The 25,298-nt window shown below is 54.2% G+C and carries 20 protein-coding genes; 6 read left to right on the top strand and 14 right to left on the bottom strand.

Translation table 11 applies throughout. The features are described from left to right. Window positions 1-147: 147 nt before the first annotated feature. From BLR09_RS21695 to gltX, 5 genes are all read right to left on the bottom strand, one after another. Complete coding sequence (locus tag BLR09_RS21695; protein ID WP_093207806.1) at window positions 148-702, bottom strand: GNAT family N-acetyltransferase; 555 nt, start codon at window positions 700-702, stop codon at window positions 148-150. Between the two features lie 9 nt (window positions 703-711). After that, on the bottom strand, window positions 712-1,281 hold the full coding sequence (gene gldD / locus BLR09_RS21690; RefSeq protein WP_093207805.1) for a gliding motility lipoprotein GldD: 570 nt from the start codon (window positions 1,279-1,281) through the stop codon (window positions 712-714). A gap of 466 nt (window positions 1,282-1,747) precedes the next feature. Continuing rightward, the gene (locus BLR09_RS21685) at window positions 1,748-2,530 is read right to left on the bottom strand and encodes a TIGR00266 family protein (protein ID WP_093207803.1); all 783 of its coding nucleotides are present in this window, start codon (window positions 2,528-2,530) and stop codon (window positions 1,748-1,750) included. Between the two features lie 30 nt (window positions 2,531-2,560). Beyond that, complete coding sequence (locus BLR09_RS21680) at window positions 2,561-2,839, bottom strand: hypothetical protein (RefSeq protein ID WP_093207802.1); 279 nt, start codon at window positions 2,837-2,839, stop codon at window positions 2,561-2,563. Between the two features lie 33 nt (window positions 2,840-2,872). After that, entirely contained in the window at window positions 2,873-4,372 is a 1,500-nt protein-coding gene (gene gltX, locus BLR09_RS21675; protein WP_093207800.1) for a glutamate--tRNA ligase, read from the bottom strand. Window positions 4,373-4,501: 129 nt separating this feature from the next. Between gltX and BLR09_RS21670 the strand changes: the two genes are divergently transcribed. Further along, on the top strand, window positions 4,502-5,167 hold the full coding sequence (locus tag BLR09_RS21670; RefSeq protein WP_093207799.1) for a TatD family hydrolase: 666 nt from the start codon (window positions 4,502-4,504) through the stop codon (window positions 5,165-5,167). 153 nt (window positions 5,168-5,320) lie between these two features. After that, window positions 5,321-6,145, top strand: coding sequence for a tRNA threonylcarbamoyladenosine dehydratase (locus BLR09_RS21665; RefSeq protein WP_093207797.1), 825 nt, complete (start codon window positions 5,321-5,323; stop codon window positions 6,143-6,145). A gap of 119 nt (window positions 6,146-6,264) precedes the next feature. Here the strand turns inward: BLR09_RS21665 and BLR09_RS21660 are convergent, their stop codons facing one another. The 6 genes from BLR09_RS21660 to BLR09_RS21635 form a co-directional block, all read right to left on the bottom strand. Beyond that, complete coding sequence (locus BLR09_RS21660) at window positions 6,265-7,923, bottom strand: RagB/SusD family nutrient uptake outer membrane protein (RefSeq protein WP_093207796.1); 1,659 nt, start codon at window positions 7,921-7,923, stop codon at window positions 6,265-6,267. Window positions 7,924-7,935: 12 nt separating this feature from the next. Further along, on the bottom strand, window positions 7,936-10,941 hold the full coding sequence (locus tag BLR09_RS21655; protein ID WP_093207794.1) for a SusC/RagA family TonB-linked outer membrane protein: 3,006 nt from the start codon (window positions 10,939-10,941) through the stop codon (window positions 7,936-7,938). A 167-nt stretch (window positions 10,942-11,108) separates the two neighbouring features. After that, complete coding sequence (locus BLR09_RS21650; RefSeq protein ID WP_093207793.1) at window positions 11,109-13,151, bottom strand: BatA domain-containing protein; 2,043 nt, start codon at window positions 13,149-13,151, stop codon at window positions 11,109-11,111. 99 nt (window positions 13,152-13,250) lie between these two features. After that, on the bottom strand, window positions 13,251-16,349 hold the full coding sequence (infB, locus tag BLR09_RS21645) for a translation initiation factor IF-2 (protein WP_093207791.1): 3,099 nt from the start codon (window positions 16,347-16,349) through the stop codon (window positions 13,251-13,253). Window positions 16,350-16,486: 137 nt separating this feature from the next. Next, window positions 16,487-17,731, bottom strand: a complete 1,245-nt coding sequence (gene nusA, locus BLR09_RS21640; protein WP_093207790.1) for a transcription termination factor NusA — start codon at window positions 17,729-17,731, stop codon at window positions 16,487-16,489. A 64-nt stretch (window positions 17,732-17,795) separates the two neighbouring features. Further along, window positions 17,796-18,308 carry a ribosome maturation factor RimP gene (locus tag BLR09_RS21635; RefSeq protein ID WP_245689988.1) on the bottom strand — a complete coding sequence of 171 codons (513 nt, stop codon included), beginning with the start codon at window positions 18,306-18,308 and terminating at the stop codon, window positions 17,796-17,798. A gap of 207 nt (window positions 18,309-18,515) precedes the next feature. Here BLR09_RS21635 and BLR09_RS21630 point away from each other — a divergent pair, with 207 nt between their 5' ends. The 4 genes from BLR09_RS21630 to BLR09_RS21615 all read left to right on the top strand — a co-directional run bounded on the left by BLR09_RS21630 (window position 18,516) and on the right by BLR09_RS21615 (window position 22,946). Next, window positions 18,516-19,637 (top strand): endonuclease/exonuclease/phosphatase family protein, encoded by a 1,122-nt coding sequence (locus tag BLR09_RS21630; protein WP_093207788.1) that lies wholly within the window; start codon window positions 18,516-18,518, stop codon window positions 19,635-19,637. Window positions 19,638-19,706: 69 nt separating this feature from the next. Next, entirely contained in the window at window positions 19,707-20,225 is a 519-nt protein-coding gene (locus BLR09_RS21625) for a DUF4833 domain-containing protein (RefSeq protein WP_093207787.1), read from the top strand. A 17-nt stretch (window positions 20,226-20,242) separates the two neighbouring features. Then, window positions 20,243-21,130, top strand: coding sequence for a sterol desaturase family protein (locus tag BLR09_RS21620; RefSeq protein WP_245689987.1), 888 nt, complete (start codon window positions 20,243-20,245; stop codon window positions 21,128-21,130). A gap of 145 nt (window positions 21,131-21,275) precedes the next feature. Next, window positions 21,276-22,946 (top strand): hypothetical protein, encoded by a 1,671-nt coding sequence (locus BLR09_RS21615; protein WP_093207785.1) that lies wholly within the window; start codon window positions 21,276-21,278, stop codon window positions 22,944-22,946. A gap of 100 nt (window positions 22,947-23,046) precedes the next feature. Here BLR09_RS21615 and BLR09_RS21610 read toward each other — a convergent pair whose 3' ends face one another. From BLR09_RS21610 to BLR09_RS21600, 3 genes are all read right to left on the bottom strand, one after another. After that, the gene (locus BLR09_RS21610; protein WP_093207784.1) at window positions 23,047-23,433 is read right to left on the bottom strand and encodes a hypothetical protein; all 387 of its coding nucleotides are present in this window, start codon (window positions 23,431-23,433) and stop codon (window positions 23,047-23,049) included. A gap of 184 nt (window positions 23,434-23,617) precedes the next feature. Continuing rightward, on the bottom strand, window positions 23,618-24,667 hold the full coding sequence (locus BLR09_RS21605; RefSeq protein ID WP_093207782.1) for a T9SS type A sorting domain-containing protein: 1,050 nt from the start codon (window positions 24,665-24,667) through the stop codon (window positions 23,618-23,620). A 28-nt stretch (window positions 24,668-24,695) separates the two neighbouring features. Continuing rightward, a partial coding sequence (locus BLR09_RS21600) for a hypothetical protein (RefSeq protein WP_176785637.1) occupies window positions 24,696-25,298 on the bottom strand: 603 nt, incomplete at its 5' end.

The following is a 25,298-nucleotide window of genomic DNA, read 5'->3' as shown; positions in this document are numbered from 1 at the left end:
GTTTTCGGTTTTCGGTTTTCGGTTTTCGGTTTTCGGTTAGGGCGGTACCGGTTTTTATGCTGTCCAGACTACTCGTTTTTCTTTTTTTTCTCAGCTCCGCCTGCTAATCCAAACTGAAAACAGCAAACCGAAAACTGAAAACCGTTTTCAAAACTCCAACAACACAATCCTCCACACATCCTTTGTCTCCGACGTGTCTTCGAAGGTATGGATGGTCTGGAAGCCGACGCGCTGGTGCGCGGCCTGGGAGCGGGTATTGCGGATGGAAATGTCGGTGATGAGGTAGTCGAACCGGTCCCGGTAGGTTTCCCGGTGATGCTGATACAAGCCGTCAAAAACGCCCCGGCCGCGGTAGTCTTTCGCCACGCATACCTGCCCCATGAGGTAGAAACGACTCTCCTTCAGCGGATTACCTTTATAGGAAAGCGTCGCGAGGGTATTCAGAAAGGGAACAAACATCGGCAGATGCGCCACTGCTTCCGGCAGGGCGGTCAGCGCATACCCGGCAAGGCGGTCTCCGTCTCTGGCGATGACATGCGGCGCCTGCCGGTTCAGTTCCCACAGTGTTCCGAGGTCGTACTGAAAGGTCACAAACCCCTGATCAGCAGCTTCTTCGGGGGTAATTCCGGAGAGCACGTTGGCATACATGAGCGCGTGTATCTGCTCGACGTCCTCCCGGGTACGGGCAAGGGTAAACTCCATAGGGCGGCGTTACTTTTTCCACCGGAGGGTATTGATCAGGTGCATGACGTCCTTTTTCAGGTAGTCGACTACCGGTAACAGGGAGTCGTTTTCCGTGGCCGTACGCAGGTAGACCGCTCCGCGGAGGTAATGACGGGTGGAATCCGTCGTAAAAAACTGCATGTGACTGGGAACGTCCCCCTCTATTTCCAGGAGAACGAAATTCTGGCCGCTGCGCCCCTTCACCATCGCATCTTTTGAGGCAAAAGCCTTGTCCTGGTGCTTGGAAGCGAGCAGGTACGCATCTGAAATAAACCCTCTGAGCCGCTCCTTACTGCCCTGTACCGGCTTGTAAGTCAGTTGAATATTGGCTTGCAAATCGGGGTAATAGACGAAAATCCAGTGGGGTTCGGCGCCTTTGAAGGTATCCGGCTTGATGACTGCGGCTTTCGAGTATTCGAAGGTATAGGGATGATCTTCCGTCAGCGGCTGGTAGGCATGCGGAGGCAGGTCTATCCGGGGAAATCCCTTGGGTTTGGGCGTAAAATCGCTGTTGCATCCGGCCAGAAACAGCAGACCGGCGATCATTATTCTTTTCATCGGCTGCAAATTAGGAAAAACGCTTTAAGAGCTATAGGCTTTAAGCTATAAGCTTTAGGCGGTGTGTCGGCAGTCGTACTCGTTTGCAGCTTACTGCTTACTGCTTATAGCTTATCGCCTAAAGCTTACAGCTATTCAGCAGCTTATAGCCTATTGCCTTACTTTATGCTGCAAGCTATAAGCGGGCACACCTGTCGCCTATAGCCCACAGCACAAAGCTTACAGCCCCCAAAACAATAAGCTGCAAGAAAGGGGATTCCCTTTCCTGCAGCTTACTGCTTATCGCCTAAAGCTTACAGCTATTCAGAAGCTCATGGCCTATTGCCTTACTTTATGCTGTAAGCTATAAGCAGGCATACCTGTCGCCTATAGCCCACAGCACAAAGCTTACAGCCCCAAAAACAATAAGCTGCAAGAAAGGGGATCCCCTTTCCTGCAGCTTACTGCTTATGCCTAAAGCTTACAGCTATTCAAACAAATTCCCCAGCCCACCCAGCACCGAGCCGCTTTCCTTGCCGGAGCCGCTGTGGCTCGTCATGGAGCCGAGGGTATTCGCCAGCTTCACGATCGGCATGGATTGTATCCAGACCCGCCCGGTACCTGACAGCGTGGCGAGGAAAATACCTTCTCCACCGAATACCATCGACTTCAGGCCGCCGGAGCGCTGGATGGAATAGTTGATCTGCGGTTCAAACGCCACAATACAACCGGTATCAATCCGCAGGGTTTCGTTGTTGAGGTAGCGTTCGATTACCACCCCGCCGGCGTGGACAAACGCCAGGCCGTCGCCCTGTAGTTTTTCCAGAATAAAGCCTTCACCCCCGAAAAGGCCGGAGCCCAGTTTCTGATTGAAGGTAATCGAGATCTTGGTACCGAGGGCTGCACAGAGGAAGCTGTCTTTCTGCGCGATCAGCGTCTGCCCGGGTAAGTTGGCCAGGTTGATCGGCAGGACCGTTCCGGGATATGGAGCGGCGAAAGCTACCTTGCGTTTTATCGAGCCACGATTGGTGAAGTGGGTCATGAACAGCGACTCGCCCATGAGCGCACGGCTGCCCGCCTGCAGGAGCTTGCCGAAGAGGCCGCGGTCGGGCTCGGAGCCGTCTCCCATTTTGGTTTCAAACTGAATACCGTCTTCCATAAAAAGCATGGAACCGGCTTCGGCAATCACGGTTTCATTCGGGTCCAGTTCGATTTCCACGATCTGGATGTCTTCACCAATAATTTTGTAGTCGATCTCGTGTGAACGCATGGTTGTCAGGGTTTTGAAGTAGAGGCCGGGTTACTCTTCCAGCTCGCGCTTGAGATCGTCCGGCAAGTCGAAATCGTCCTCCTCTTCGTCAAAATCGTCTTTCTTCCGTCCCGGCAGTTCTTCCAGGTCGTCCCGGTGCCGGAGTTTCTTATCGTCTACGGTCCGGTTCAGAAATTCGTTGATCTTGTCGATGGGCAGCGACATATTCAGCTCCCCAAAGTTATTGATCGTGATTTCGAGCCCATCCAGGTCTTTATGAACCCGCGGCTTTTCGGGTTGAGCGGGTTTTTTCGGTGATTTCTTGGCCATGCGTAACGGTATCTGGAGTGAAACGTAGTCTCGTCAGGCCGTCTGGAGGCGCGTAAGGGCCGTTTCCAGGCGGGCTATCACTTCTTCTTTACCCATGATTTCCATGGAAAGCATCAGGTCCGGGCCGGCCGGTGCGCCGGTCAGTACTACCCGCAGGGGCTGCATAACCTTGCCCATTTTGACGCCTTTCGCGTCTGTAACCTGATGGAGTATCTCCTTTGCGGTTTCCGCGTTGAAGGTCCCGGCCGTTGCCAGGGCTTCGGCATAGGCACGCACAACTCCCTCAACGTCGGCATTCCATTTTCCGGCGATGACCTGCTCGTCATACTGCTCCGGCGCTTCAAAAAGGAAGCGCGACTGCGTGACAATTTCCTGCGGGAAGGTCACCCGGTCTTTCAGCAGATGAACTATTGCGGCGGCATGGGCCGGCAGGGCATCTCCGAGTAATGCGGCAACGGATTCATCCGAACGCTGCTTCAGGTACTGCTGGTTGAACCACTTGGCCTTGGCAATATCGAAACGGGCGCCCGCTTTGTGGATTTTCTCCAGGCTGAACGCCTCGATGAGTTCCTCTTTCGTAAACATTTCCTGCTCTGTACCCGGGTTCCAGCCGAGGAAGGCGAGGAAGTTGATCGTGGCCTCCGGCAGGTATCCCTCTTCCCGGAAACCGCGGGAGACAACGCCCGTCGACGGATCTTTCCATTCCAGCGGAAACACCGGAAAACCACCGAGGTCGGCATCCCGCTTAGACAGCTTGCCGTTGCCTTCCGGCTTCAGCAGCAGCGGAAGGTGCGCAAAACGCGGCATTTCCCAGCCGAACGACTGATACAGCAACACGTGCAGCGGTGCGGAGGGCAGCCATTCTTCTCCCCGGATCACGTGCGTAATGTCCATCAAATGGTCATCTACTACGTTGGCGAGGTGGTAAGTCGGCATGCCGTCGGCTTTCAGGAGTACCTTATCGTCGATCTGCGACGAGTGAACATTGACCCAGTCGCGGATCAGATCCTGAAACCGGATTTCTTCTTTTGCCGGTACTTTCAATCGGATGACGTAAGGCTCGCCGGCTGCCAGCTTCGCCTTTACTTCGTCTGCCGGAAGGGTCAGGGAGTTTTTCAGGCGGGTGCGGGTAATGGCATTATACTGAAACGCAGACCCCTGGCTTTCAAAGGTCTGGCGCATCGCGTCCAGTTCGTCCGTCGTATCAAAGGCGTAATAGGCCTTGCCGTTGGCGATCAGGGCCTCCGCGTAGTCCCGGTAGAGGGGTTTACGTTCCGACTGCCGGTACGGTTCGTGCGGACCGCCTGCTCCCATTCCTTCGTCAATTTCAATACCTACCCACTTCAGCGCCTCGAGGATGTAGGCTTCCGCGCCCGGTACGAAGCGGTTCTGATCGGTATCTTCAATGCGGAGGAGCATTTTTCCTCCCATTTTTCGGGCAAACAGGTAATTATACAGGGCGGTACGGACGCCACCGATGTGCAGCGCTCCCGTCGGACTGGGAGCAAAACGTACGCGAACTTGATCTGACATGTAAACACTGATTGAAAAGGCGGGGCCTTTCTGGTCTCTTTTCCGGAATTCCGGGCTCGTTGGTGCAAAGGTACTTGATTTACCGCCCGGGTGAGGCGTTTTTTGCCGCCTTTCTCGCTTCTTTGCCGGATGATGGCAGAAACTCCCTATCTGGACATTCATACGCACCACGCGGCAGTCTCTCCCGGGGTCGTTTCGGTGTACAACGCCCGCTTCGGCGAGCCGGTTTCAGGAAACCGGCCGGTTTCCCTCGGCATACACCCCTGGTACCTGACCGAGACCGAATATGTACATCAGCTGGCCTTGCTGGAACAGGCACTGCAATCCGGCGTAGTGACAGCCCTGGGCGAATGCGGACTCGATCGCCTGTCCGGCCCTCCCCTGCCCTTCCAGCTCCGCGTGCTGCACCAGCAACTGGATCTGGCGGAGGCTTACCGGGTTCCGGTGATTCTGCATTGCGTCCGCGCCTTTCCGGAGCTTATTTCCCTCGCGAAACAACGGAAAAATACCGTACCGCTGATTGTCCACGGGTACAACGCCAACGAGCAGACGGCCCGTCAGCTGCTTGCCCACTCCTTTTATCTCTCGCTCGGCACCGCCCTGCTCCGCCCGGGCAGCAACGCGGAAAAATGCCTGGCATTTTTGCCTTCAGACCGATTTTTTCTGGAGACGGACGACAAGCCCGTTTCCATTGAAGACATCTACGCCGCCGCTTCCCGCCAGCTGCAGCAACCCCTGCCTGAACTGAAGGAGCAGTTGATGAACAATTTTCAACGGGTATCTTTGGGGGGTTAAGCGGTAGGCTGTATGCAGTAGGCTGTAAGCTGTAGGCTGTAGGCTGTAAGCTACGAGGTATTCGCCGGGCTAGCTGTTTATAGCTTATAGCTTACAGCCTACTGCTTACAGCCTACTGCCATACCCCTACTTTCCGGACCCGATCCGTTTCATATGAGCTGGTTATCAAGAACTGAATTACTGATTGGCCCGGAGGGGCTGGATACACTGCACAGGGCCCACGTACTCGTGGTTGGCCTGGGTGGCGTCGGATCGTTTGCGGCGGAGTTTATTGCCCGGTCGGGTGTGGGAGAAATGACGATTGTCGACGGAGATGTCGTCGATCCTTCCAACCGGAACCGGCAACTGCCGGCTCTTTCTTCCACGCACGGGCAGTCCAAGGCGGAGCTGATGGCCGCTCGGTTACTCGACATCAATCCTGAACTGAAACTACACGTTCGTCAGGATTTTCTGACACCCGAAGCGGCCCGGGCGATTCTGGACGAACCGTTTGATTATGTGATGGACTGCATCGATTCCGTCACACCGAAACTTACCCTGCTCGAGACGGCCTTCAAGCGCGGGTTCCGCATCGTCAGCTCCATGGGCGCCGGTGGCAAGCTGGATCCGACGAAAATCGAAGTGTCCGAGCTATTTGAAACCCGGGAGTGTTTTCTGGCCTACTATGTTCGGAAGCGCCTGCGGCGCCTGGATGTCGGTCGCGGAATCAAGGCTGTTTTTTCCACCGAAACCGTCCGCGCGGAGTCACTCATGCATACCGACGGCTCCAACTTCAAACGTTCAGCATACGGAACGATGTCGTACCTGCCGGCGACTTTCGGGGCAACGTGCGCATCGGTCGTTATCCGCGACCTGCTCGGCGAGCCGATACCCGACTTTGAAGCATCCGAAGCCCGCGCCCGCAGGAAAAAGCAGCTCGAGCGGAAAAAAGTCATGCGTGCAATCGATATCAAACGGCGAAAACAAGCCGGAGAATAACGAAAAGGGGCCTGTTCTTACCGAGCAGGCCCCTTTTCATAAAACTGATTTCATGAGACTAGTTGTGCAACCTATCCTCCTTACAATCAGCGTACTAATTTATTAAATCATCCGGACAATCAATAGCCCGTGTTTTGGGGAAAGGCGCTTGCTCCTCCGGTGGTCCGGTCGATCTGCGTTTGCGGAATCGGCCGGAGATTGTGATACGCCTGAATGTTCGGCGCACCGTCGGAATTGTATTTTTTGACCCGCTCGACAAGGATTCCCCAGCGCTTGAGGTCGTACCAGCGGGTCAGCTCCCCGGCCAGTTCACGTTCACGCTCTTCCATCAGGAAATCCATCGTTGCCTGCGCAGCGGTAATCTCCATGTCCTTTTCCTTACCGGTCCAGGCCGCGCGACGGCGTACCACGTTGATGGCGTCGGCGGCATCCTGTGCCTTGCCCAGCTTGATACTGGCTTCCGCCAGGATCAGATAGGTTTCAGCCAGGCGGGCGATGAATACGTCGCGGCTCCCCGGCTGATAGGTCACGTCCGGCCGAAGCGGATCGAGGTACTTCTGAAGTGTCGGAAACAGGTTCGCCGCATACAGGCTCGGGACGAGGACCTGATAGGGCTTCGCTTTCCGCTGGTCCAGCGTCCATTCCACACCGGGAATGTAGATCGCGGTATCACCCGCCGTGAACGTGAAGCTTTTGCCGGTTTTGTCAAACTTGGATGCGCCGGTGCTCGCCGGGTTATTGCAATACCAGGTATCCTTGAATGTCTTCTTGTACCGGGAATCCTTGGAACGATCTGCCGGGTTGAAAATAACATTCAGCATGTAGTCGGTCGGGCGGTACCGCTTGAACGGGCGGCCGTTCTGGATATCTCGCTTCATTCCTACCTGAACGTCATACTCCATCCCGAAATACAGGTGGGTTTCGTTTCCGGAGCCGTTTGTCAGCGCGTCTGTCGTATACTGACAGGCAAAGATGATTTCGGAGCTTTGCTGGTTCGACTGATCGTGTACCTGGGCATAGTCTGCATTGAGCTTGTAGCCGTAGTTTGCGATCGTGTTTTTGGCATAGGTGGCTGCCTTCGTGTAATCATCGGCCGCGGCAGCTTCCGAAGTCGCCTTGGTGAGGTACACCTTCGCCAGCATGTGTTCACAGGCGCCTTTGGTGGCCCGTCCATAGTCGGTCGACGGCACCGTCGCCGGCAGGTCCGGCAGCGCCGCCTCCAGGTCTGCCGTAATCGCCGCATAGATATCGGGTACCGGGGCACGTTTGTAGTCCTTCCGCGGCGTCGTAATGCCTTTGAGTTCCAGCGCGACAGGCCCCCAGTTCTGCACCAGGAGGAAGTAGTAATGCGCGCGGAGGAACTTCATTTCGGCGATCCGCTGCTTCCGCACCGCGTCGGTCAGACCGGGGATATCCGGCGCCTTCTCGATCAGGATATTGGCGGTATTGATACCGGTGTAAAATGCATTCCAGAGGTTCGTCAGGAGGTCGACATTGGAGCCGAACTGAGACGTGTACTGGTTCATGTATTTATAGCTTCCGTCCGCGCCCATCGTATAGGTATCCGTACCGAATACGGTGAGGTTGGTGGAAATTTCGCGCCCGTAGTAGTCACGAAGCGTCGAATACACCGATCTCACACCTGATTCAAACCCTGCCAGTGTATTGTAATACTGACTGCCAACCTGCGAAATCGGGTTTTCGTCCAGCAGGTTTTTGCACGACTGCCCGGACAACATCAGTCCGGCGAGAGTCAATATGATAAAAGGTCTTTTCATGAATGCTAGTGGCTAGAACTTCGCGTTGATACCGAACAGGATCTGGCGGGTTGAGTAGCTCTGTCCTTCGTTCACTGAGTCGAATGTTTCGTTGTCGATACCCTTGTATTTCGAACGGTACTGGGAGAAAATAAACGGCTGCTGAGCCGCTACATAGAGGCGCAGGCTGCTCATTTTCAGCTTTGACGCAATCGTGCTCGGTACATTGTAACCGAGGTTGATGTTCCGTACTTTCAGGAAAGTACCGCTGAAATACCGGAGCGTGCTCGAATAAACCGGCGATTCCTGGTCTTTGTTGGGACGGGGAAATTCATTCGTCGGGTTTTTCGGCGACCAGTAATCGATGTCCAGGTTGTTGTAACGGCCGGCCAGCGTATTGAACGTCTGGTGGAACCCGGAAGTAATGGTGCTGCCGACGCGGGCATACAGGAAGAACGAAAGATCAAAACCCTTGAACGAGAATCGGTTCGTCATCCCCGCGGTAAACTTCGGAATCTGGGAACCGATCACTTTCCGGTCGTGGTCGGCGTCGATTTTACCGTCGCCGTTAATGTCTTCCACCTTCACTTCTCCTACTTTCCGCTGGTACTTGGTTGCCAGATCTGCCTCAGCCGTTTGCCAGATACCTATCTTGTTGTAATCGTAGATCGCTGTAATCGGCTTGCCGATGAAACGGGAGTTTCCGATATCATCTACTTTCCCGTTAAAGAGCTCGACAATCTTCTCGTCGTTCTTCGTCCACTGCAGATCGGTGGTCCACCGGAAACCTCCGCGCGTATCGATGTTTACCGTAGATAGGGTTACTTCTATCCCGCGGTTCTGGGTCTTTCCGACGTTGCGGAGTACACTCGCAAATCCGTTCGTACCCGGCAGCTGATCCGAAAGCAGCAGGTCAAACGTATTGGCCTGGTATACTTCGAAAGAACCCGCTATCCGGCCACGAGCAAAGCTATAGTCGAGACCGACGTTGGCAGTAGAAGTCGACTCCCAGCGGAGATTCGAGTTACCGATCGTTGCCGGGCGGTAGCCATACGCAGCCGTTGTTCCGAAGGCGTAGATCGTCCGGCCGAGCAGCGTTTGGGTAGAATACGGGTCGATTGCGGTGTTTCCGATGGTTCCCCAGCTGGCGCGCAGCTTCAACTGATCAATCCAGCTGACGTTTTTCAGGAAGTTCTCGCTGCTCATGTTCCAGCCAAGTGCTACTGACGGGAAGAACCCGTATTTGGAATCAGCCCCGAAACGGGACGAACCATCGTAGCGACCGGTAACCGTCAGGAGGTATTTTTCGTTGAAATCGTAGTTGACACGGGCCATGAACGACTGCAATGTCCACTGGCTCAGACCGGTACTTACGCCGCTGATGATCTGGGCCTGGCCGAGTGAGTAAAAGCTTTGTGATTCAGCCGGCACGCCGGTGACGTTGATACCGCCCGTTTCGTAGTTATCCCGCTGGATGGAGTGAAGCCCGGTTACGTTCAGATTGTGCTTGCCTTTGAAGGTTTTGGTATACGTCAGGATGTTTTCCAGTGTATAGTTGAAACCCATGGAGTAGTTCGTCAGCGCAGACGGATCGCCGAGACGACGGGCATTGGTGTACGTTCCCCAGAACCGGCCGAAACGGCGGTTGGTGAAGTCAGGACCAAAGTTGAACCGGTATTTCAGGCCGTCTACGATATTCCACTCGCCGTAAAGGCTGTTGAAAATGCGGACCGTTTTTGTTTCGGCAATATTTGCTCCGGGTACGACTTCCGCAGCGGGGTTCGACTGAAGGCCGTCGGAGGTCGGAAGAAAAATCAGGTTTCCGTTGTCGTCATACGGCTTGCCCAGCGGGTTTTCACGAAGCGTCAACCCGAGCGGTGCGAAGCCGTTTGAGTTCGTCAGGAAGCTGTTGGCGCCATTGTTGATGCTGTAGACAGCAAACGTGGATGTCCCGACTTTAATCCGCTTGTTGATCTGGTGATCGAGGTTAACCCGGAAGGTATACCGCGTAAAATCCTGGGTCTTGATGATCCCTACGTCCTTGAAATAGTTTCCGGAAACGGCAAACTGGGTTTTTTCAGAACCTCCCTGAATACCGATCTGGTGGCTCTGAATATTCCCTGTACGGAGAATGTAGGATTGGTAATCCGTCGTACGGCCTTTGGCGATACCGTCCAGTTCCACTGCTTCGAACAGTTTGCTGTCTGCCTGCGGATCCGAATCATCATACTGCCCCACTGCCCGGCGGGATTCCCGTTTGTATTCGGCAAACTGGGCTCCGTTCATCACATCGATCTTTCCGAGTGTAGAAGAAACCCCGTAGTAGCCATCGTATGTTACAGTCATTTTTCCGGGCGTACCGCGGCGGGTCGTGATGATGACTACGCCGTTTGCCCCTCTGGACCCGTAAATGGCCGTTGCTGACGCATCTTTCAGGATTTCCATCGATGCAATGTCGTTCGGGTTCATGTCGTCGATTCCACCTGACAACGGAATACCGTCGACAACATAGAGCGGGTCGTTCGAAGCATTAATCGAGCGGCGGCCACGGATGCGGACCGACACGCCGGCGCCCGGCTGGCTGCTCGACTGCACCACGTCAACCCCCGCAACGCGCCCCTGAAGGGCCTGGCGGGCGTTTGTAATCGGTAATTCGGAGATTTCCTTGGATCCGACGGAAGAAATGGCGCCGGTCAGCTGGCTCTTTTTCTGGGTACCGTACCCGACTACAACGACTTCCGTCAGACTGGATGTCGTTGACGGAATCACCAGTTCCAGGGAATTTTGATTGCCTACCGGAAATTCACGGGTCTGAAACCCGACAGAAGAAACGACCAGGATGGCGTCGGCGGGAACTTTGAGAGTGAACCTGCCTTCGGCGTTGGTGACGGTCCCGCGGTTGGTTCCTTTGATCGCGACGCTGGCGCCCGGAATGGGCTGCGTATCATCGCCGGTTACACGGCCGGAAACCTGCCGTTCCTGCGCGAACACATTCCAGCCGAGCCCCAGAAAGAGGAGACTCAGTAACAATCGTTGCATACGAAGTTTGTATTAGGTAGTACGTAAGAAATTCGCTTCTACAGACAATGACCCTGCCGGCAGGATATAACCCTTATTTTTTTGAAAATTTTCAAGACCCTCTTCCCGGCAGTATGGAAACAAAAAAGGCGGACATGACGCCCGCCTTTGTACTATCAACCTGTTAATCAGGCTTTCATAAGCCGAATAAGTGCTATCTCTATGAGCAAAAATACCAGCGCTGCTATGAGAAAATATTTCCAGAGGCTGCTTCCAAGATGCTGCTCGCGGTAAGCCGACACGAAATCCGCTTTCTGCTGGTTTTCAAATACCTGTATATTCTTTTGCCCGGCGAAAGCCGCTTTGAGTTCGTCGCTGGTGTAGTATGCCAGATCTGATTCGCTGCCGTCGTGGTTTAACGCCAATAGTTGTACGGCTTTCCCATTGAGTGTCAGTTCGTAATAACCGGCTTCAAATACCTGACCGGCATTCAGCTCACTCGCCCTCGGAATTTCCATAACGAGTTGTGTACCATTGAGATGCTGAACCGGAATCATTTCCAGAGGTCCTTTTTTGAGCCGGAAGACGGCGTTGGGCGGCGCGTCAGATACATCGACCGACAGCGACCCCGCACTGAACGGATATGCTATCGGCGCCTGCCGGACGCTGAGCGCGGCAATTTTGTACATCACCGGTAGAAACAGCGCATGCTGGGAGAAGTCCCCGAAACGGCTGTCGAGCGGCGCGCCAAGCAGGTATATTTTCCCGGTACCGGCCCGGGATGAGGTCAGAAACGGCTCGCCGGAAGGAAACGACAGGAGCTTGTCACCGGCTACCCGCCAGCTCCATACCTGTGTCGCCGAAGGCATGGCCATGCGCTCTTTTTGCCGGGTCTGATCAAATATATCGGCGAAGAAAGGATTCTCCCGGGTTGGTTCCGCCAGCGACGAAGGCACAGACGGATCACCGGCTACCGCGGCAGCGCCGGAAATACCCACTCCCTGTAACCAGAAAACGTCCGGACGCACCCCCGGTATCACCAGCAGGCTTCCTCCTTTCTGCACGAAACGAAGCAGCTCAGCGCGGAGACTGCCATCGACCGACGGCAGGCCTTCCAGTACCACGAGGTTGGCAGCGGCAATCAGGCCGACATCGACATTACCGGCCGGAAACGAACTCCGGTGAAAGAGACTATCGTTCGAAAAAACATTTTCAACATAGTTACCTGTTTTTTCCCCGAAAATATGGACCACCCGGATCGTCGGCGCGGCGTTCAGCACGAAATAATAGTCGTTATCGAAAACGACCGGCGAGTCCTCGAACGTTACTCTGCCCTTCCGGAAACCTTTTCCGCGTACGGTAAAGGAAAAGGTCGTTTCCACGTAATTCCGGGCAGGAATGGTAACAATCTGAGAGGCCACCTGCGCGTCGTCCAGCAATAGTTTGACGCTCAGGTTTTCAACTGCCTTTTCACCGGCATTCCGAAGCCGTACCCGGACGGCGTTGGACTGCATTTCGCGGATAAACGGCGTGGCGAGCCAAAGCGTATCCACATATACATTCTGCGTCATATCCGGCTGTACCGGCAGCAGAAATACCCGCGTATTCGAATCCGGCCGCACCTTGCTGAGGTCGCCGGCAGTCGATTTCTGAAAATCGGAAAACCAGAAGAACTGTTTATCTCCCTGCGGGCCTGCCAGTTGAAGCTGCCGCCGCAGCACGCTTTCGAGTGTGCGGGGAGTATGAGAAAAATCGACGGACGGTAGTCGGTCGCGCAGTTGTTTTGCGCCCTGCATCGCATGCTCTTCTGCTCCGAAGTCATTGGTCGTCAGTTGCAGAGACGGCGCATTCGGAAACACGGAAAGCAGTTCCTCCACCTTTCCGACAGCAATATCGAGCAGTTTCCGGTTATCGGACAGGTTCTGCATCGACAGGGAATTATCGAGGTAAAAGCCGGACGTACCCGACATCCGGATCCCTGCCTGATTGGCCGCCGGAATAAACGGCTGGGCAAAAGCCAGCACGAGGCAGACGATCGCGAGGATGCGGGCTGCCAGGATCAGCCATTGTTTGAGGCGCCGGAAGCTGCTCGTCGTGGTTTCGATCTGCCGGAGAAACCGGACATTGGTGAAGAAAACCCGCTTCGTTCTCCGGAAATTAAACAGGTGAATCAATACCGGAAGCGCCACGGCCAGTAATCCCCAGAGAAAGGCAGGATATAAAAAGTGCATGAAACGACGAAATGTGGGACTGCGTAAAAATATACGGCTTAAACGAAAAAGCCTTCATCCAAGTTGGATGAAGGCTTTGAAAGTTGAGACGTAAACGGCTTACAGCTTCCGTTTTACTTCCTGAAGCTCGAAGCACTCGATGGTGTCTCCTACTTCGAGATCGTTGAAGTTCTTGATGCTCAGACCGCACTCGTAACCGAATTTGACTTCGGAAACGTCGTCCTTGAAACGCTTGAGGGCCTGAATCTCTCCTTCGTGGATGACGATGAAGTCCCGGATGACGCGGATCTTGTTGTTCCGCTTCACGGTACCTTCCGTCACGTAGCAACCCGCCACGGTACCCACTTTGGAAATCTTGAATACTTCGCGTACATCGATATTGGCGGTAACGACCTCCTGGAATTCCGGCTCGAGCAGACCTTCCATTGCCTTCTTGATGTCTTCGATGGCCTGGTAGATGATCGAGTAGGTCCGGATTTCGATTTGCTCCTGCTCGGCCAGACGGCGGGCATTGAGCGAAGGACGAACCTGGAAGGCAACGACGACGGCGTCCCCTGCGGATGCCAGCATCACGTCGGATTCGGTCACCTGACCTACGCCCTTGTGAATGATGTTGACATTGACCTCTGCCGTCGACAGCTTAAGCAGCGAATCGGAGAGTGCTTCCACAGAACCGTCCACGTCCCCTTTGACGATGACGTTGAGCTCCTTGAAGTTTCCGATGGCCTTCCGGCGACCGATTTCTTCGAGGGTAATGTGTTTGCGGGTACGGAGCGACTGCTCGCGCAGGAGCTGTTCCCGTTTGTTGGCGATTTCGCGGGCATCCCGTTCGGTTTCGACCACGTTGAGCTTGTCGCCCGCGGTGGGAGCGCCGCTCAGACCGAGTACCTGAACCGGTGTTGACGGGCCGACCGACTTGACGCGCTGGCCTTTGTCGTCGAAGAGCGCCTTCACGCGGCCGAAGTACGGACCGGCCAGCATGACGTCACCGATGGCGAGCGTACCATTCTGGACGAGTACGTTTGCCACGTAACCACGGCCTTTGTCGAGAGAGGCTTCCACAATCGTTCCGGTAGCCCGGCGATCGGGATTGGCTTTCAGGTCAAGGAGTTCGGCTTCGAGGAGTACTTTTTCAAGCAGTTCGTCGACGCCCAATCCGCTCTTGGAAGAAATTTCCTGGGTCTGGAAACGTCCGCCCCATTCTTCCGTGAGGATATTCATTTGCGACAGACCTTCGCGGATCTTATCGGCGTTGGCGCCGGGTTTATCCACTTTGGAGAAGGCGAAGACCATCGGTACACCCGCATTCTGAGCGTGGTTGATGGCTTCCTTCGTCTGGGGCATAACGCTGTCGTCGGCCGCGATCACGATGATCGCCACGTCCGTGAGCTTGGCCCCGCGGGCCCGCATCGCGGTAAAGGCTTCGTGACCGGGGGTATCGAGGAATGCGATTTCCCGTCCGTCGTTGGTTTTAACCTTGTAGGCGCCGATGTGCTGGGTAATACCCCCTGCTTCGCCGGCAGCCACTTTTGTTTTACGGATGTAGTCAAGCAATGACGTTTTACCGTGGTCAACGTGACCCATGATCGTCACGATCGGGGCGCGTCCGACCAGGTCTTCCGGTGCATCCTCTTCTTCCTGGAGAGCCGCTTCGACTTCTTCCTCGGCAGAGATGAACTGTACGTCGAATCCGAATTCATCGGCGATGATCGTGATCGCTTCGGCGTCGAGACGCTGGTTGATCGACACGAACATACCCATGTTCATACAGGTCTGGATGACCTCGTTGATCGACACGTCCATCAATGATGCCAGGTCGCTGGCAGAGACGAACTCCGTTACTTTCAGGATCTTGTCCTGTTCGAGCTGGAATTGTTCGGCTTCTTCACGGCGACGGGCGCGGTCCTGACGGCGTTCACGGCGACGGTCGGCACCGAAGTTTTGTTTCTTCGTGCCGCTTCCCATCTGGGCCATCGTGTTTTTCACGTTGTCCCGGACTTCGCTCTTCGACGGTTCGTCGCGGCGGCCGCGGTTGTTGCGGTTATTGCCGCTGTTGTTATTGTTGTTGTTCCGGTTGCCGCCCTGGTTGTTTCCGCCCTGGTTCTGGCCACCCTGATTGGGGCCTCCGGGACGGTTGTTCTGGGGAGCACCCTTCTGACCGCCGCCCTGATTGGCATTGCCGGGCTGGTTTTGCCCTCCGGGACGGGGGTTGTTCTGGCGGTTGGGATCATTGTTCCGCGGCTGGTTACGGTCCTGCTCAACGGTCTTGATCCGCTTTCTTTTCTTTTTGTCGGCGTTTGAATTACCCTTGTTGCCGTTGCCACGGTTGTCCTGCTTGACAGGCAGCTCGATTTTGCCCAGGACTGTCAGTCCTTTTAACCGGTCGGCCTTGGCTTCGATTAATACGGGTTCTTCCGTCTCAGTGACGTTTTCTGTTTTCACTTCCGGTTTGGGATCTTGCTTGGGTGCTGTCGGTTCGGCAGCCCGTGGTTCGGTAGAATCCACTTTTTCAACGGAGGGCTTCGCCGGAGCGGGGGGCACAGCGGCGGGCTCTTCTTTCGGTTTGTCGGGAACAAAGACCGGTTTTTCCACAACCGGTTCAGGTTTTTTCTCAACGACCGGGGGCTCCGGCGCTGCCACTACGACAGGTGCGGGAGGTTCCGGCAGCGGCTTCGGTTCGGGAGCTGCCTCCTTCACTTCGGCGACGGGTTTGACTTCTTCCACGACGGGAGGAGCCGGAGGTGTTACCGGCTTCTCGACCACGGGGGCGGGGGGCTCCACGGCCCGGGGCGACTCCTCCGGAGGGAGGACGGGCTTCCCAGTTTGCAGGTCGATTTTTCCGAGAACCTTCAGGCCCGCCAGACGCGGCTCTTCCTTCGGTTCTTCGGGTTTCGGTTCTGCCTTGTTCTCTTCCTGTTGGGCTTCCGCAGCCTTATCGCGGAAATACAACGGCAGGTCATCATCAGCCTTCGGACGGGCCGTCACGGCGGGTTCGGCAGGCTTAAACCCCTCTTTCAACAAATCAGGGGCGTTAAACTCTTTCGCCAATACCTGAATATGCTCGGCTGTGAGCTTGGTATTGGGGTTACTGTCAATTTTAAATCCTTTGGCTGAAAGACGATCCAAAATGGTTCCAATGCCCACGTTGATCTTTCGAGCCGCCACATTTAAACGCATTGTTTGGATCTCTTCTGCCATGTTGGAATGTTTGCTGTCTGAATTCGTCAAAACGAGTGAATGTATAAAGGTAAATGGATCTGATTCGGAATGCAGCACCGTGTTGGGTGGCCACGTGCTACATCCCATAGCCCGTGACCTTTACACAACTGCCTGCATTACTCGAATTCTTGTCGCAACACGTCCAGTACTTCGTCGATGGTTTCCTCCTCGAGCTCAGTCCGTCGTACCAGATCCTCCCGGCCCATGGCCAGTACGCTCTTGGCAGTATCGAGACCGACGCGGTGGAATTCGTCGAGTACCCACTGGTCAATTTCGTCGGAAAATTCGTTGAGCTCGACATCGTCTTCGTCAACAGGGCCTTCCGTTTCGCGGAAGACGTCGATCTCCATTCCTACCAGTTTTCCGGCGAGCTTGATGTTCTGGCCTCCCTTTCCGATGGCCAGCGAAATCTGATCCGGCTTCAGCCAGGCAGATACCCGCTTTTCATCTTTGTGGATGCTCATACGGCTCACTTTTGCCGGGCTCAGCGCCCGCGCAATCAACAATTCAATGTTATCCGTGAAATTGATGACGTCGATGTTCTCGTTGTTCATCTCGCGGACGATGGTGTGGATCCGGCTTCCCTTCATCCCCACGCAGGCGCCCACGGGGTCAATCCGGTCGTCATACGACTCCACAGCAACCTTGGCACGCTCGCCCGGTTCGCGGACCACCCGGCGGACCATGATCAGGCCGTCGGTGACCTCCGGAATTTCCTGCTCGAACAAACGCTCCAGGAAAACCGGAGAGGTTCGTGACAGGGTAATTTTCGGCGTACCGTTGTTCATTTCTACTTTGTGGACGACGGCCTTGGTGCTGTCGCCTTTCTTGAAGCGGTCACGCGGGATCTGCTGGTCACGCGGGAGGCTCAGTTCATTGCCCTGCGCATCGAGACAGATGATTTCCCGGCCGAGTACCTGGTAGACTTCCACCGAAAGCAGCTCTCCTACCTGGTCCTTGTAACGGATGTAGAGAATTTCCTTCTCCATGTCCTTTACTTTCTGAATCAGGGTCTGGCGGGCTGTCTGTACGATCCGGCGTCCGAAATCTTCCAGCTTCACTTCTTCCACGACTTCTTCACCCACTTCAAAATCCTTTTCGATCTTGCGGGCTTCTGCCAGGGGAACTTTGTCGTAATCCCAGATATCCTCAGAGTCATCGTCCACGATCTCCCGGGTCCGGAACATTTCCAGATCCCCGTTGTCCGGGTTGATGATGACGTCAAAGTTCTCGTCGGTACCGTACTTTTTACGAATCATCGTCCGGAAGACATCTTCCAGGATCTTGATCATGGTCGGACGGTCAATGTTCTTCTCTCTCGCAAAATCAGCGAAGGAAGCAATCAGTTCTGCACTGTTCATCGGTTCGTCATGGTTTTATCGTTTTCCGGCCTCTTGCAGCCGATTATTCTCTTCGGACCGGAACCTACTCCTTAAAGGAAATCAGGACCTGGGCTTTACGGATCGCCGTATAGGGAATTACTTCCTGTACGGGCGGCTCTTTCTTTTTACCGTCAACCAGCACCGTAATTCCTCCTTCTGTCACTTCCTCCAACACGCCGACGCGCTCGCCGCCATCCAGCAGCTGAACACGCAATTTCCGGCTTTTGTTTTTGGCGAATTGCCTTGCCTCCGTCAGCGGGTAATCTACTCCCGGAGAAGATACTTCCAATGTATAAGCCGCTTCGATCAGGTTCAGTTCCTCAATCTGGTTTCCCAGCTTCCGGCTCAGCTCCGCGCACTCGTCGATTTTCACACCCGCGTCGCTGTCGATCAGTACCGTGACTTTCGACTTGATCCGGGAAGCACTCACATCGACATGTACGAGGAAAAAACTTTCGTCCGGCAGCAGGGCCGTAGCCAGTTCCGCTATTTTTGCCTTCAGGTTCATCTGTTCGTTTCGGTGGCCCTCCTGCCCGACATCCGGCAAATTGCTCATTTTCAAGACGTAACGAAAAGCGGAATCAGAAGGGAAAAGTCTATAAACAAAAAAGAGGAGTTTTCCGCCCCTCTTCATCTTTGAAAACCGAATGCAAATTAAAACTTTTTTTGGAGAATAAGCAATACAGCGGCTTCAAGTAGCCCGAAGTTCTGTCCGTTACCCGCGTGAAGGGCCTTTTTCACTTACTTCCCAACTGAATCACCTATGCGTTCTTCTCCGTCCAGGTCCCGCTTTTTTTATCGTTTTCTTCAGGGCCTTACCTGGTTTACCGGACTCTACCTGCTGATCGGATATGTCCTGGGCTATACGCTGTGGTGGAAACACTGGGCCGTCGGGTTCTGGCTCCTGGCGATGCCCTGTGCGATGGGTTTCATGGCAGTCCTGACGGTTATCTGGTTTCTGGCTGATGTACGGAAAGCCTGGATGCCCTTTCTGCTTGTACTGGCGGGCTGGCCGTTCTGGCAGCGGACGATCGGGTTTCATTCTTCCTCGGGAGAGACCGTGACGGGCAAAACACTTGATATCATTACCTTTAATGTAAGTTCCTTCCGGGTCGACAATTTTTCGGAAACGCGCAGCATCACTCAGACCCGTACGATAAGCAGATGGCTGCAGGCGCAGCAAGCCGATGTCCTTTGTATGCAAGAATACTACAACTGGCGGGCTCCGGACCTGGATCCTCTTTTCCAAAGCTCCGACTGGCTTAACAGAGCGGGTTATTCTTATGCGGCAATCGCCGACTCTTCCGGACGAAAGCCTCCTTTCCGCACCTATTACAACGGCGTTGCCATATTTTCGCGCCATCCGATTGTTCAAACCCGGTTTACGTCATTTGCCAGTGGGAACGGAGTCAACGGCCTGGTCGTTGCAGATATTCTCAAAGGCGCCGATACCCTGCGTGTGATCAGCCTGCACCTGATGTCGATGGGCGTTCGGGTGGGCAGGGTAATGAAAGCCACTGACTCCCGCTCGGCAAAATCCGAAACCCGGAATATCCTGCACAAACTAAAAGAGGGATTCATTTCCCATAACCTGGAAATGGATCCGGTTATCAAGGCTATTCGCAACAGTCCCTATCCGGTTATTCTTTGCGGCGATTTCAATGAAGTACCTACCGGGCTGTCGTACGGAAGGGCGCGGCGGCACCTGAAAAACAGCTTTGAAGAGGCCGGAACAGGCTTTGGCTTCACCCTGAACCGCAGTCCGTGGTTTATCCGTATTGATAATCAGTTCCACAGCAATCATTTCACTGTCGTCAAACACGAAGTCGTACGGAGCGTATCAGCCTCGGATCATTTTCCGGTACGGGTCCGGTATCGGTATTAATTTTTTGCCTCCGCATAGGGGGTGCGGCTTGCCGGAGTTGTCTCAGGACAGCTATCAATCAGACAAGCCATGAAATATCTGATCTTTCTTTTGTTTGCCGGACCGCTGTCTGCTCAGGTTACCCGCGTTTCGCTGGCAGAGCCGTCTACTGAAACAGGCCTCTTCTACATAGCCCGTAGTACCAACGCCAATGTGGTCATGTACGAAGCCAACCTGGGCCCGGACCGGCAACTCGATCCCGAAAAACCCGTCAATGTGTATTGGATACGCTACGCCGAACAGGGGCAGAAGGAACGTCTTTCGTCCGTGCAGTGGCACCTCGCCTACGGGTACAAGCACCGGCAGCCGCAGCCGGAGGCATTTGACGTATATTTAAACGCGTTCAAGAAACGACCGGTACGTGTGGTCATGCGGGATGGTCGCCCGATGGCCTATACCCAGATCAACGGGCACGTCGCCCATCTCCGCAAGGTATTTGTACAGGTAGATCCGGATTCGGGTCTGATGCCCCGTGTGCAGTACATGGAGCTGTTTGGCACGGATACCTCCACCGATAAAATGGTTTCGGAGCGGATTGTTGCCCGCTGACAGTGATCGGTTTCCGTATGATGACCCCTCAGCAATTTGAGCAGGAGCTCCAGCCCCTCCTGCTGTACGCAAGCCCTTTTCTTTTGCTGGGTATGTTGCTGGAATACTGGCATACCCGGCATGAAGCGTCGTATGACAAACGTGACTTCCTCGCCTCGCTCGGAATCGGCCTGGGTAGCCTGGCTATCAATGGGTTGATGAAAGCGGTACTCATCGGCACCAGTCTTTTTTTCTATGCGCTGGTTCCCTGGAAGTGGCCGGCTGCCTGGTGGACCTGGGTGCTGACCTATGTCGGTGTCGACTTGTGCAACTACCTGGCACACTGGGTTGCGCACAAGCAACGGTTCTGGTGGGCGACCCACGTGACGCATCATTCCTCCGAGTACCTGAATTTGTCTACCGCATTCCGCAACTCGTGGACGCAGCACCTGAAAATGGTCTTTTTTCTACCGTTGTGGCTATCCGGCGCTCCACCGCTCGTCATTTTCACCTGTTATCAGATAGACCTCCTTTATCAGTTCTGGATTCATACCGAAGCGATACCCAAACTGCCGCGCTGGTTTGAATACATCTTCGTGACGCCGTCCCATCACCGGGTACACCACGGCCGGAACGAAGCCTATATTGATAAGAACTTCGGGACGACCTTTATTTTATGGGACCGGCTGTTCGGTACTTTTCAGGAAGAAATGGAAAAACCGCTTTACGGCATCACGAAGCCGCTTGCTTCTTCCGGTATAGTCTACCTCAATTTCCATGAATGGGCGGATATCTGGCGGGATGTTCGGAGGGCATCCGGTTGGAAAGAGGCATGGAACGTTTTGTGGGGGCCTCCCGGCGGGGATCTTCCGGAGGAACCTCTCCCGGAGACTGCAGATGAAACCGGCCGAAGTACATTCGCCTGATCGTCAGCCTCCGTTTGCTTTCCGGAGGCCGTTGCGACCTACCTTGTCCATTTCAAATCCATACCGTTTGCTAGGTTTCTGGTTGATTAATCGGAAATGTTGTCCCTATTTTGCCCGGTAGAATCAGAAAGCCTGGCGAATCAACATGGCGAAAAACAATCTTCCAACCTGGAACCCTGTCGGAATTATCATCATCCTTCCCGTACTCACGTATCTAGTTTATGCGTTAGCTTATTCCTCCCCTGTTTTTTATTCGGACGACTTCCACCTGCTGAAGCCACTGGTCCTCTTCCGCGAATCAAAAACCTGGCTGGAAAAGTGGGAATGGTTGTATCAGCAGCACAATGAACACCGGATCGTCTTTCCCCGGCTGCTTACACTTTTTGACTATTACCTCGAAGGACATATCAACTGGATTACCCTGACGTTCATCGCCAACCTGCTATGGACCGGTACCCTGTATTTTTTCTGGCAGGGATTCCGGGCGTTGTCGCTGCCGCTATGGATGTTCATCCCTGTGCCATTCCTTCTGTTTCAGCCGCAGGCATACGACAATGTCAACTGGAGTATCAGCATTCTGCAACAATCAGATATTTTGTTCTGGTACAGTTTCTTCGTCTTTCTGTTTGCGAAAGAGAGGTACCGGTGGGCCGCGCTGATCGCAATAGTCGCCACGTTTACCCATGGCAACGGAATTTTTACCTTCGCCATCGGAGTCTTCTTCCTGGCCACGCGCCGGGAATGGAAGACATTGGCCTGGTGGGTCGGGTTGATGGCCCTGATAGCGGCCATTTACTTCATCGGTTTTCAGAAAGGGCAGCAGGCATCCTTCGGGAAAAGCCTTTCGGACCCGGTCCGGCTTATTTCCTCTTTCTTTGCCTTTTTTGGGTCGCTGACACCTGTCTTTTCCGCGTCGACCGGTTGGACCGTTCTTGCCGGATTCGTTTTTATGGGACTTATCGTTTCTGTTATTTTTCCCGCTATTACCCGCTCTTTCTCAGGAAAAGCGTATGAAATTTCGACGTTCGACCGGCAATTACTCGGTACCTTTTTCTACCTCGGAATTACAGGTGCGCTCGTGGCCATTTCACGGAGCTGGGGGGGTATCGAGGCCATCCTCGCTCCGCGGTACCAGCATTATGCGCCTTTCGCGGCCGGCTGGGCATACCTCGCTGTATTGAAAGTGGTTCCGTACCGGCGTGCGATTGCGCAGGTTGCCATTCCGGTGTCCGTCCTGTTCTGTGCGCTTTGCTACCTCACCTATACGCCTGAGGTAAAAGCCAGACAGGATGCCCTCCTTGCCGACGAGACCAACTACCGGTACCATCAGACCTTCGTACAATACCTGCCTGCTTTTAATACGAATATCCGGTGGTTGTATCCAACGGCTTTGTCGACCGGCATCTGCCGCCAGGAAGTCCGCATGCCTCAAGTCCCGCATACCGCCCCGACCGATTCCGGAATTGTACTGACATTTCGCAGGGATATTTACAGGCTGGAGGGAGCTGATAATGTTTCCCGGAGCTTATTGCTTCAGATTCAAAACCATACGATAGAATCCCCCGGGATTTTTCTATATCTCGGAAAACCCGGCAATCAGCCCGGCTATTGGCTTTGGACCCACCGGAAGCGATCGGGCTTCCCGCGGCTTTTCTCATCCGGTGCCCTGCTGAGTCCGGGGTTCGACCTTCCGCTGCTGGTTCAGAATATAGAGCCGGGACAGTATCGGATCGGGATACAGACGGAGAAAGGATTTGTATGGACAAAATATGAGGTGGAAATAGGAAAGGAGAACGTAACATGGAAGAAGTCGTAAGAATCTACGCGTTACGACATCGGGTGGGCATTCATTTCCCTGTGATGGTAAAGTCGTATCGGATTTCAATCTGAGAAGATTTGACTCTCGTACCTCTTTATCACCGACCCCAGATCATCACTAAAGTAAAAACAGCTCCAACCAACACCAGAAGGCTCAGCGTGATCAACAGAATCAAACCATCTGACAATGGAATATAATCCATGTATTCTTCTTTGCTGATTCTAAGCACCTTTTGCAAATAGAAACCCATTATAACAGTCAGGATGCTCAAAATAATCAGCTTACCTATCCAGGCATGTTCACGCCAGAAACTATCCTCCGGATCAAACCGGAAAACAGTCAATATTACGGTCAGAATCAGCCACAGTAGGGGAGCTGATAGAATCAGGAAAAATCCATCCACCGCATCTCCCGGGTACCTGGCTCCGAGGATGTTAAATAACCGGTAAAGTCCCCGCAGATATCTGTTATACCAATATTTCATTGAAGTATCTCCCTCTGTTTGTGACGCCCGTTTGAGTCAAAAAAAAGAAAGCTCTAAAAATAGAGCTTTCTTTTTCACATTTCCTTTCAACAGTAATCAATACTAACTACAATCCGGCTCCGCCATTTTGACCGGTTGTAATCGACTTCGGGGGTTGGACAGAAGTATCCTCTCATAACGGGTATCACCTTACTATCTGCACTTTAGATGCTTTTACCATACCATTATTCCATTTGATCTGAACGATATACAAGCCGGCAGGCAGCGCATCCACCGTGATCGTCCGGGATGGATTTCCCTCCGAACGGTATACCGGCCGCCCCTGCGCCGACACCAGCTGTACCGACGCCACTTCTTCCCAGTTGCCCGCCTTCAGCGTAATCAACTGCGTGGCCGGATTCGGGTACAACGAGAGTTCGGTACGTCCTTCGAGTACGACGGACCGTACAGGCGAGTACTTGGCCGTTTTATCCCGGTCTGCCATCAGCAACCGGTAGTAACCCGTGCCCTCGACAGGATTCCCGTCCGAAAAGGTGTAGTTCCGTGTCGTATTGCTCTCGCCTGCGGCAGCTACCGTTCCGATTTTGTTCCAGCTACGCCCGTCTGCGCTCCGCTGAATGTCAAAGTAGTCGGAGTTGATTTCCTTCGCCGTTTGCCATGACAAGGCGACACGTTCACCCTCCGCCACCGCCCGGAAATACACCAGCTCCACCGGCAGGGCCTTATCGGTCACCGACACCGTCCCGTTAGGCGTATTGTTGCCGGGGTTGGTATCCTGATACGTCGGCAGTACCCGCTGAATCTGCGCCGACCACACCCCTTCGTTCACTACCGCCGTCGTTTTGAACGGCACCGAGAAACTCACGATACTTGCCGGTGGGCTTGAGCTGATGTCTCCCGTCTGCACCAACACCGCGCTGGTAGTGCCTGATTTCACGTACGACCAACCGGCGGGCGGCGTATAGGTATCGGCAAACGCAAATCCCGGAGGCAGCGCCAGTACGATTTGCAGGGATCCTCCCGGCAGCGGTGTCGTCGTGGACGGGTTTGTGCCGGACACATTCATGAAATTCAGGTCGAAGACCCCGTCGGTAGGATACCCCGCATATACCCCCTGATCGGGGCCGCCGGTCAGCAGCAAATCCCGGTTTGTTTGCGCCTGCACGCTTCCCAGCCCAACAATGAAGGCCAGCGCGAAAGCGAACGTTTTTATGTATGGAAGGAATTTCTTCATGGTCGTTTTATCAATTTTGTGGATATCGTTACGGATTGACGTTCAGCGATACACTGGCGCTATTGTTGGTGTTATCCGACTCTCCTCCTGATCCGTCCCCGATTACCACACCGAGGTTGTAAATTCCCTTTGCCACGCCAGGATCCATGGTGATGGTACCCAGAATCGGTACAAGCGAGGCGGCTCCGGGCAGAATCGGCAGGGACGCTGCCGTCAGCGTGTAGAACCCGCCGTTGTCCGTGACCTTCCAGGTCAATCCTGTAAAGGTGATTTTGAACTTCGGAGACGGTTTGGTGATATAAACCGTCACGCTTCCCGACGATGTCACGTTGGCGATATTGAAAATCCGCAGTTCGAAGGGGCGACTCCGGTTGGCCGACGAGAAGTCCGGAACCGTCATCAGAAGCGCCGGCGTGAGATCCGCGACCGTCAGCGTCACAGGGAGACCACCAAACGCAGCCGGTTTCTTGTCAATACCATCGGCAATACCGTCGTTGTCCGCATCTGCCTGATTATCAATCTTCCCGTCACCGTTGCCATCCAGGGCTTTGTACGGCGTTTTGTTGATGTCGTTGGTTGTACCGTCCGACTTCGGGTTGATGTAATCCGGAGCATCGGTTGTGTTCGGACC

Origin of the sequence: Siphonobacter aquaeclarae, assembly GCF_900103285.1 — a bacterium.
GTDB lineage: Bacteria > Bacteroidota > Bacteroidia > Cytophagales > Spirosomataceae > Siphonobacter > Siphonobacter aquaeclarae.
Note: the sequence above shows the minus strand (reverse complement) of the source record. Positions and strands in the feature narration are given on the sequence as shown.

Excerpts from the sequence above, each read along its gene's own strand:
- BLR09_RS21695 (WP_093207806.1), bottom strand. The coding sequence starts at position 702 with ATGGAGTTTACCCTTGCCCGTACCCGGGAGGACGTCGAGCAGATACAC.
- gldD (WP_093207805.1), bottom strand. The coding sequence starts at position 1,281 with ATGAAAAGAATAATGATCGCCGGTCTGCTGTTTCTGGCCGGATGCAAC.
- BLR09_RS21685 (WP_093207803.1), bottom strand. The coding sequence starts at position 2,530 with ATGCGTTCACACGAGATCGACTACAAAATTATTGGTGAAGACATCCAG.
- BLR09_RS21680 (WP_093207802.1), bottom strand. The coding sequence starts at position 2,839 with ATGGCCAAGAAATCACCGAAAAAACCCGCTCAACCCGAAAAGCCGCGG.
- gltX (WP_093207800.1), bottom strand. The coding sequence starts at position 4,372 with ATGTCAGATCAAGTTCGCGTACGTTTTGCTCCCAGTCCGACGGGAGCG.
- BLR09_RS21670 (WP_093207799.1), top strand. The coding sequence starts at position 4,502 with ATGATGGCAGAAACTCCCTATCTGGACATTCATACGCACCACGCGGCA.
- BLR09_RS21665 (WP_093207797.1), top strand. The coding sequence starts at position 5,321 with ATGAGCTGGTTATCAAGAACTGAATTACTGATTGGCCCGGAGGGGCTG.
- BLR09_RS21660 (WP_093207796.1), bottom strand. The coding sequence starts at position 7,923 with ATGAAAAGACCTTTTATCATATTGACTCTCGCCGGACTGATGTTGTCC.
- BLR09_RS21655 (WP_093207794.1), bottom strand. The coding sequence starts at position 10,941 with ATGCAACGATTGTTACTGAGTCTCCTCTTTCTGGGGCTCGGCTGGAAT.
- BLR09_RS21650 (WP_093207793.1), bottom strand. The coding sequence starts at position 13,151 with ATGCACTTTTTATATCCTGCCTTTCTCTGGGGATTACTGGCCGTGGCG.
- infB (WP_093207791.1), bottom strand. The coding sequence starts at position 16,349 with ATGGCAGAAGAGATCCAAACAATGCGTTTAAATGTGGCGGCTCGAAAG.
- nusA (WP_093207790.1), bottom strand. The coding sequence starts at position 17,731 with ATGAACAGTGCAGAACTGATTGCTTCCTTCGCTGATTTTGCGAGAGAG.
- BLR09_RS21635 (WP_245689988.1), bottom strand. The coding sequence starts at position 18,308 with ATGAGCAATTTGCCGGATGTCGGGCAGGAGGGCCACCGAAACGAACAG.
- BLR09_RS21630 (WP_093207788.1), top strand. The coding sequence starts at position 18,516 with ATGCGTTCTTCTCCGTCCAGGTCCCGCTTTTTTTATCGTTTTCTTCAG.
- BLR09_RS21625 (WP_093207787.1), top strand. The coding sequence starts at position 19,707 with ATGAAATATCTGATCTTTCTTTTGTTTGCCGGACCGCTGTCTGCTCAG.
- BLR09_RS21620 (WP_245689987.1), top strand. The coding sequence starts at position 20,243 with ATGATGACCCCTCAGCAATTTGAGCAGGAGCTCCAGCCCCTCCTGCTG.
- BLR09_RS21615 (WP_093207785.1), top strand. The coding sequence starts at position 21,276 with ATGGCGAAAAACAATCTTCCAACCTGGAACCCTGTCGGAATTATCATC.
- BLR09_RS21610 (WP_093207784.1), bottom strand. The coding sequence starts at position 23,433 with ATGAAATATTGGTATAACAGATATCTGCGGGGACTTTACCGGTTATTT.
- BLR09_RS21605 (WP_093207782.1), bottom strand. The coding sequence starts at position 24,667 with ATGAAGAAATTCCTTCCATACATAAAAACGTTCGCTTTCGCGCTGGCC.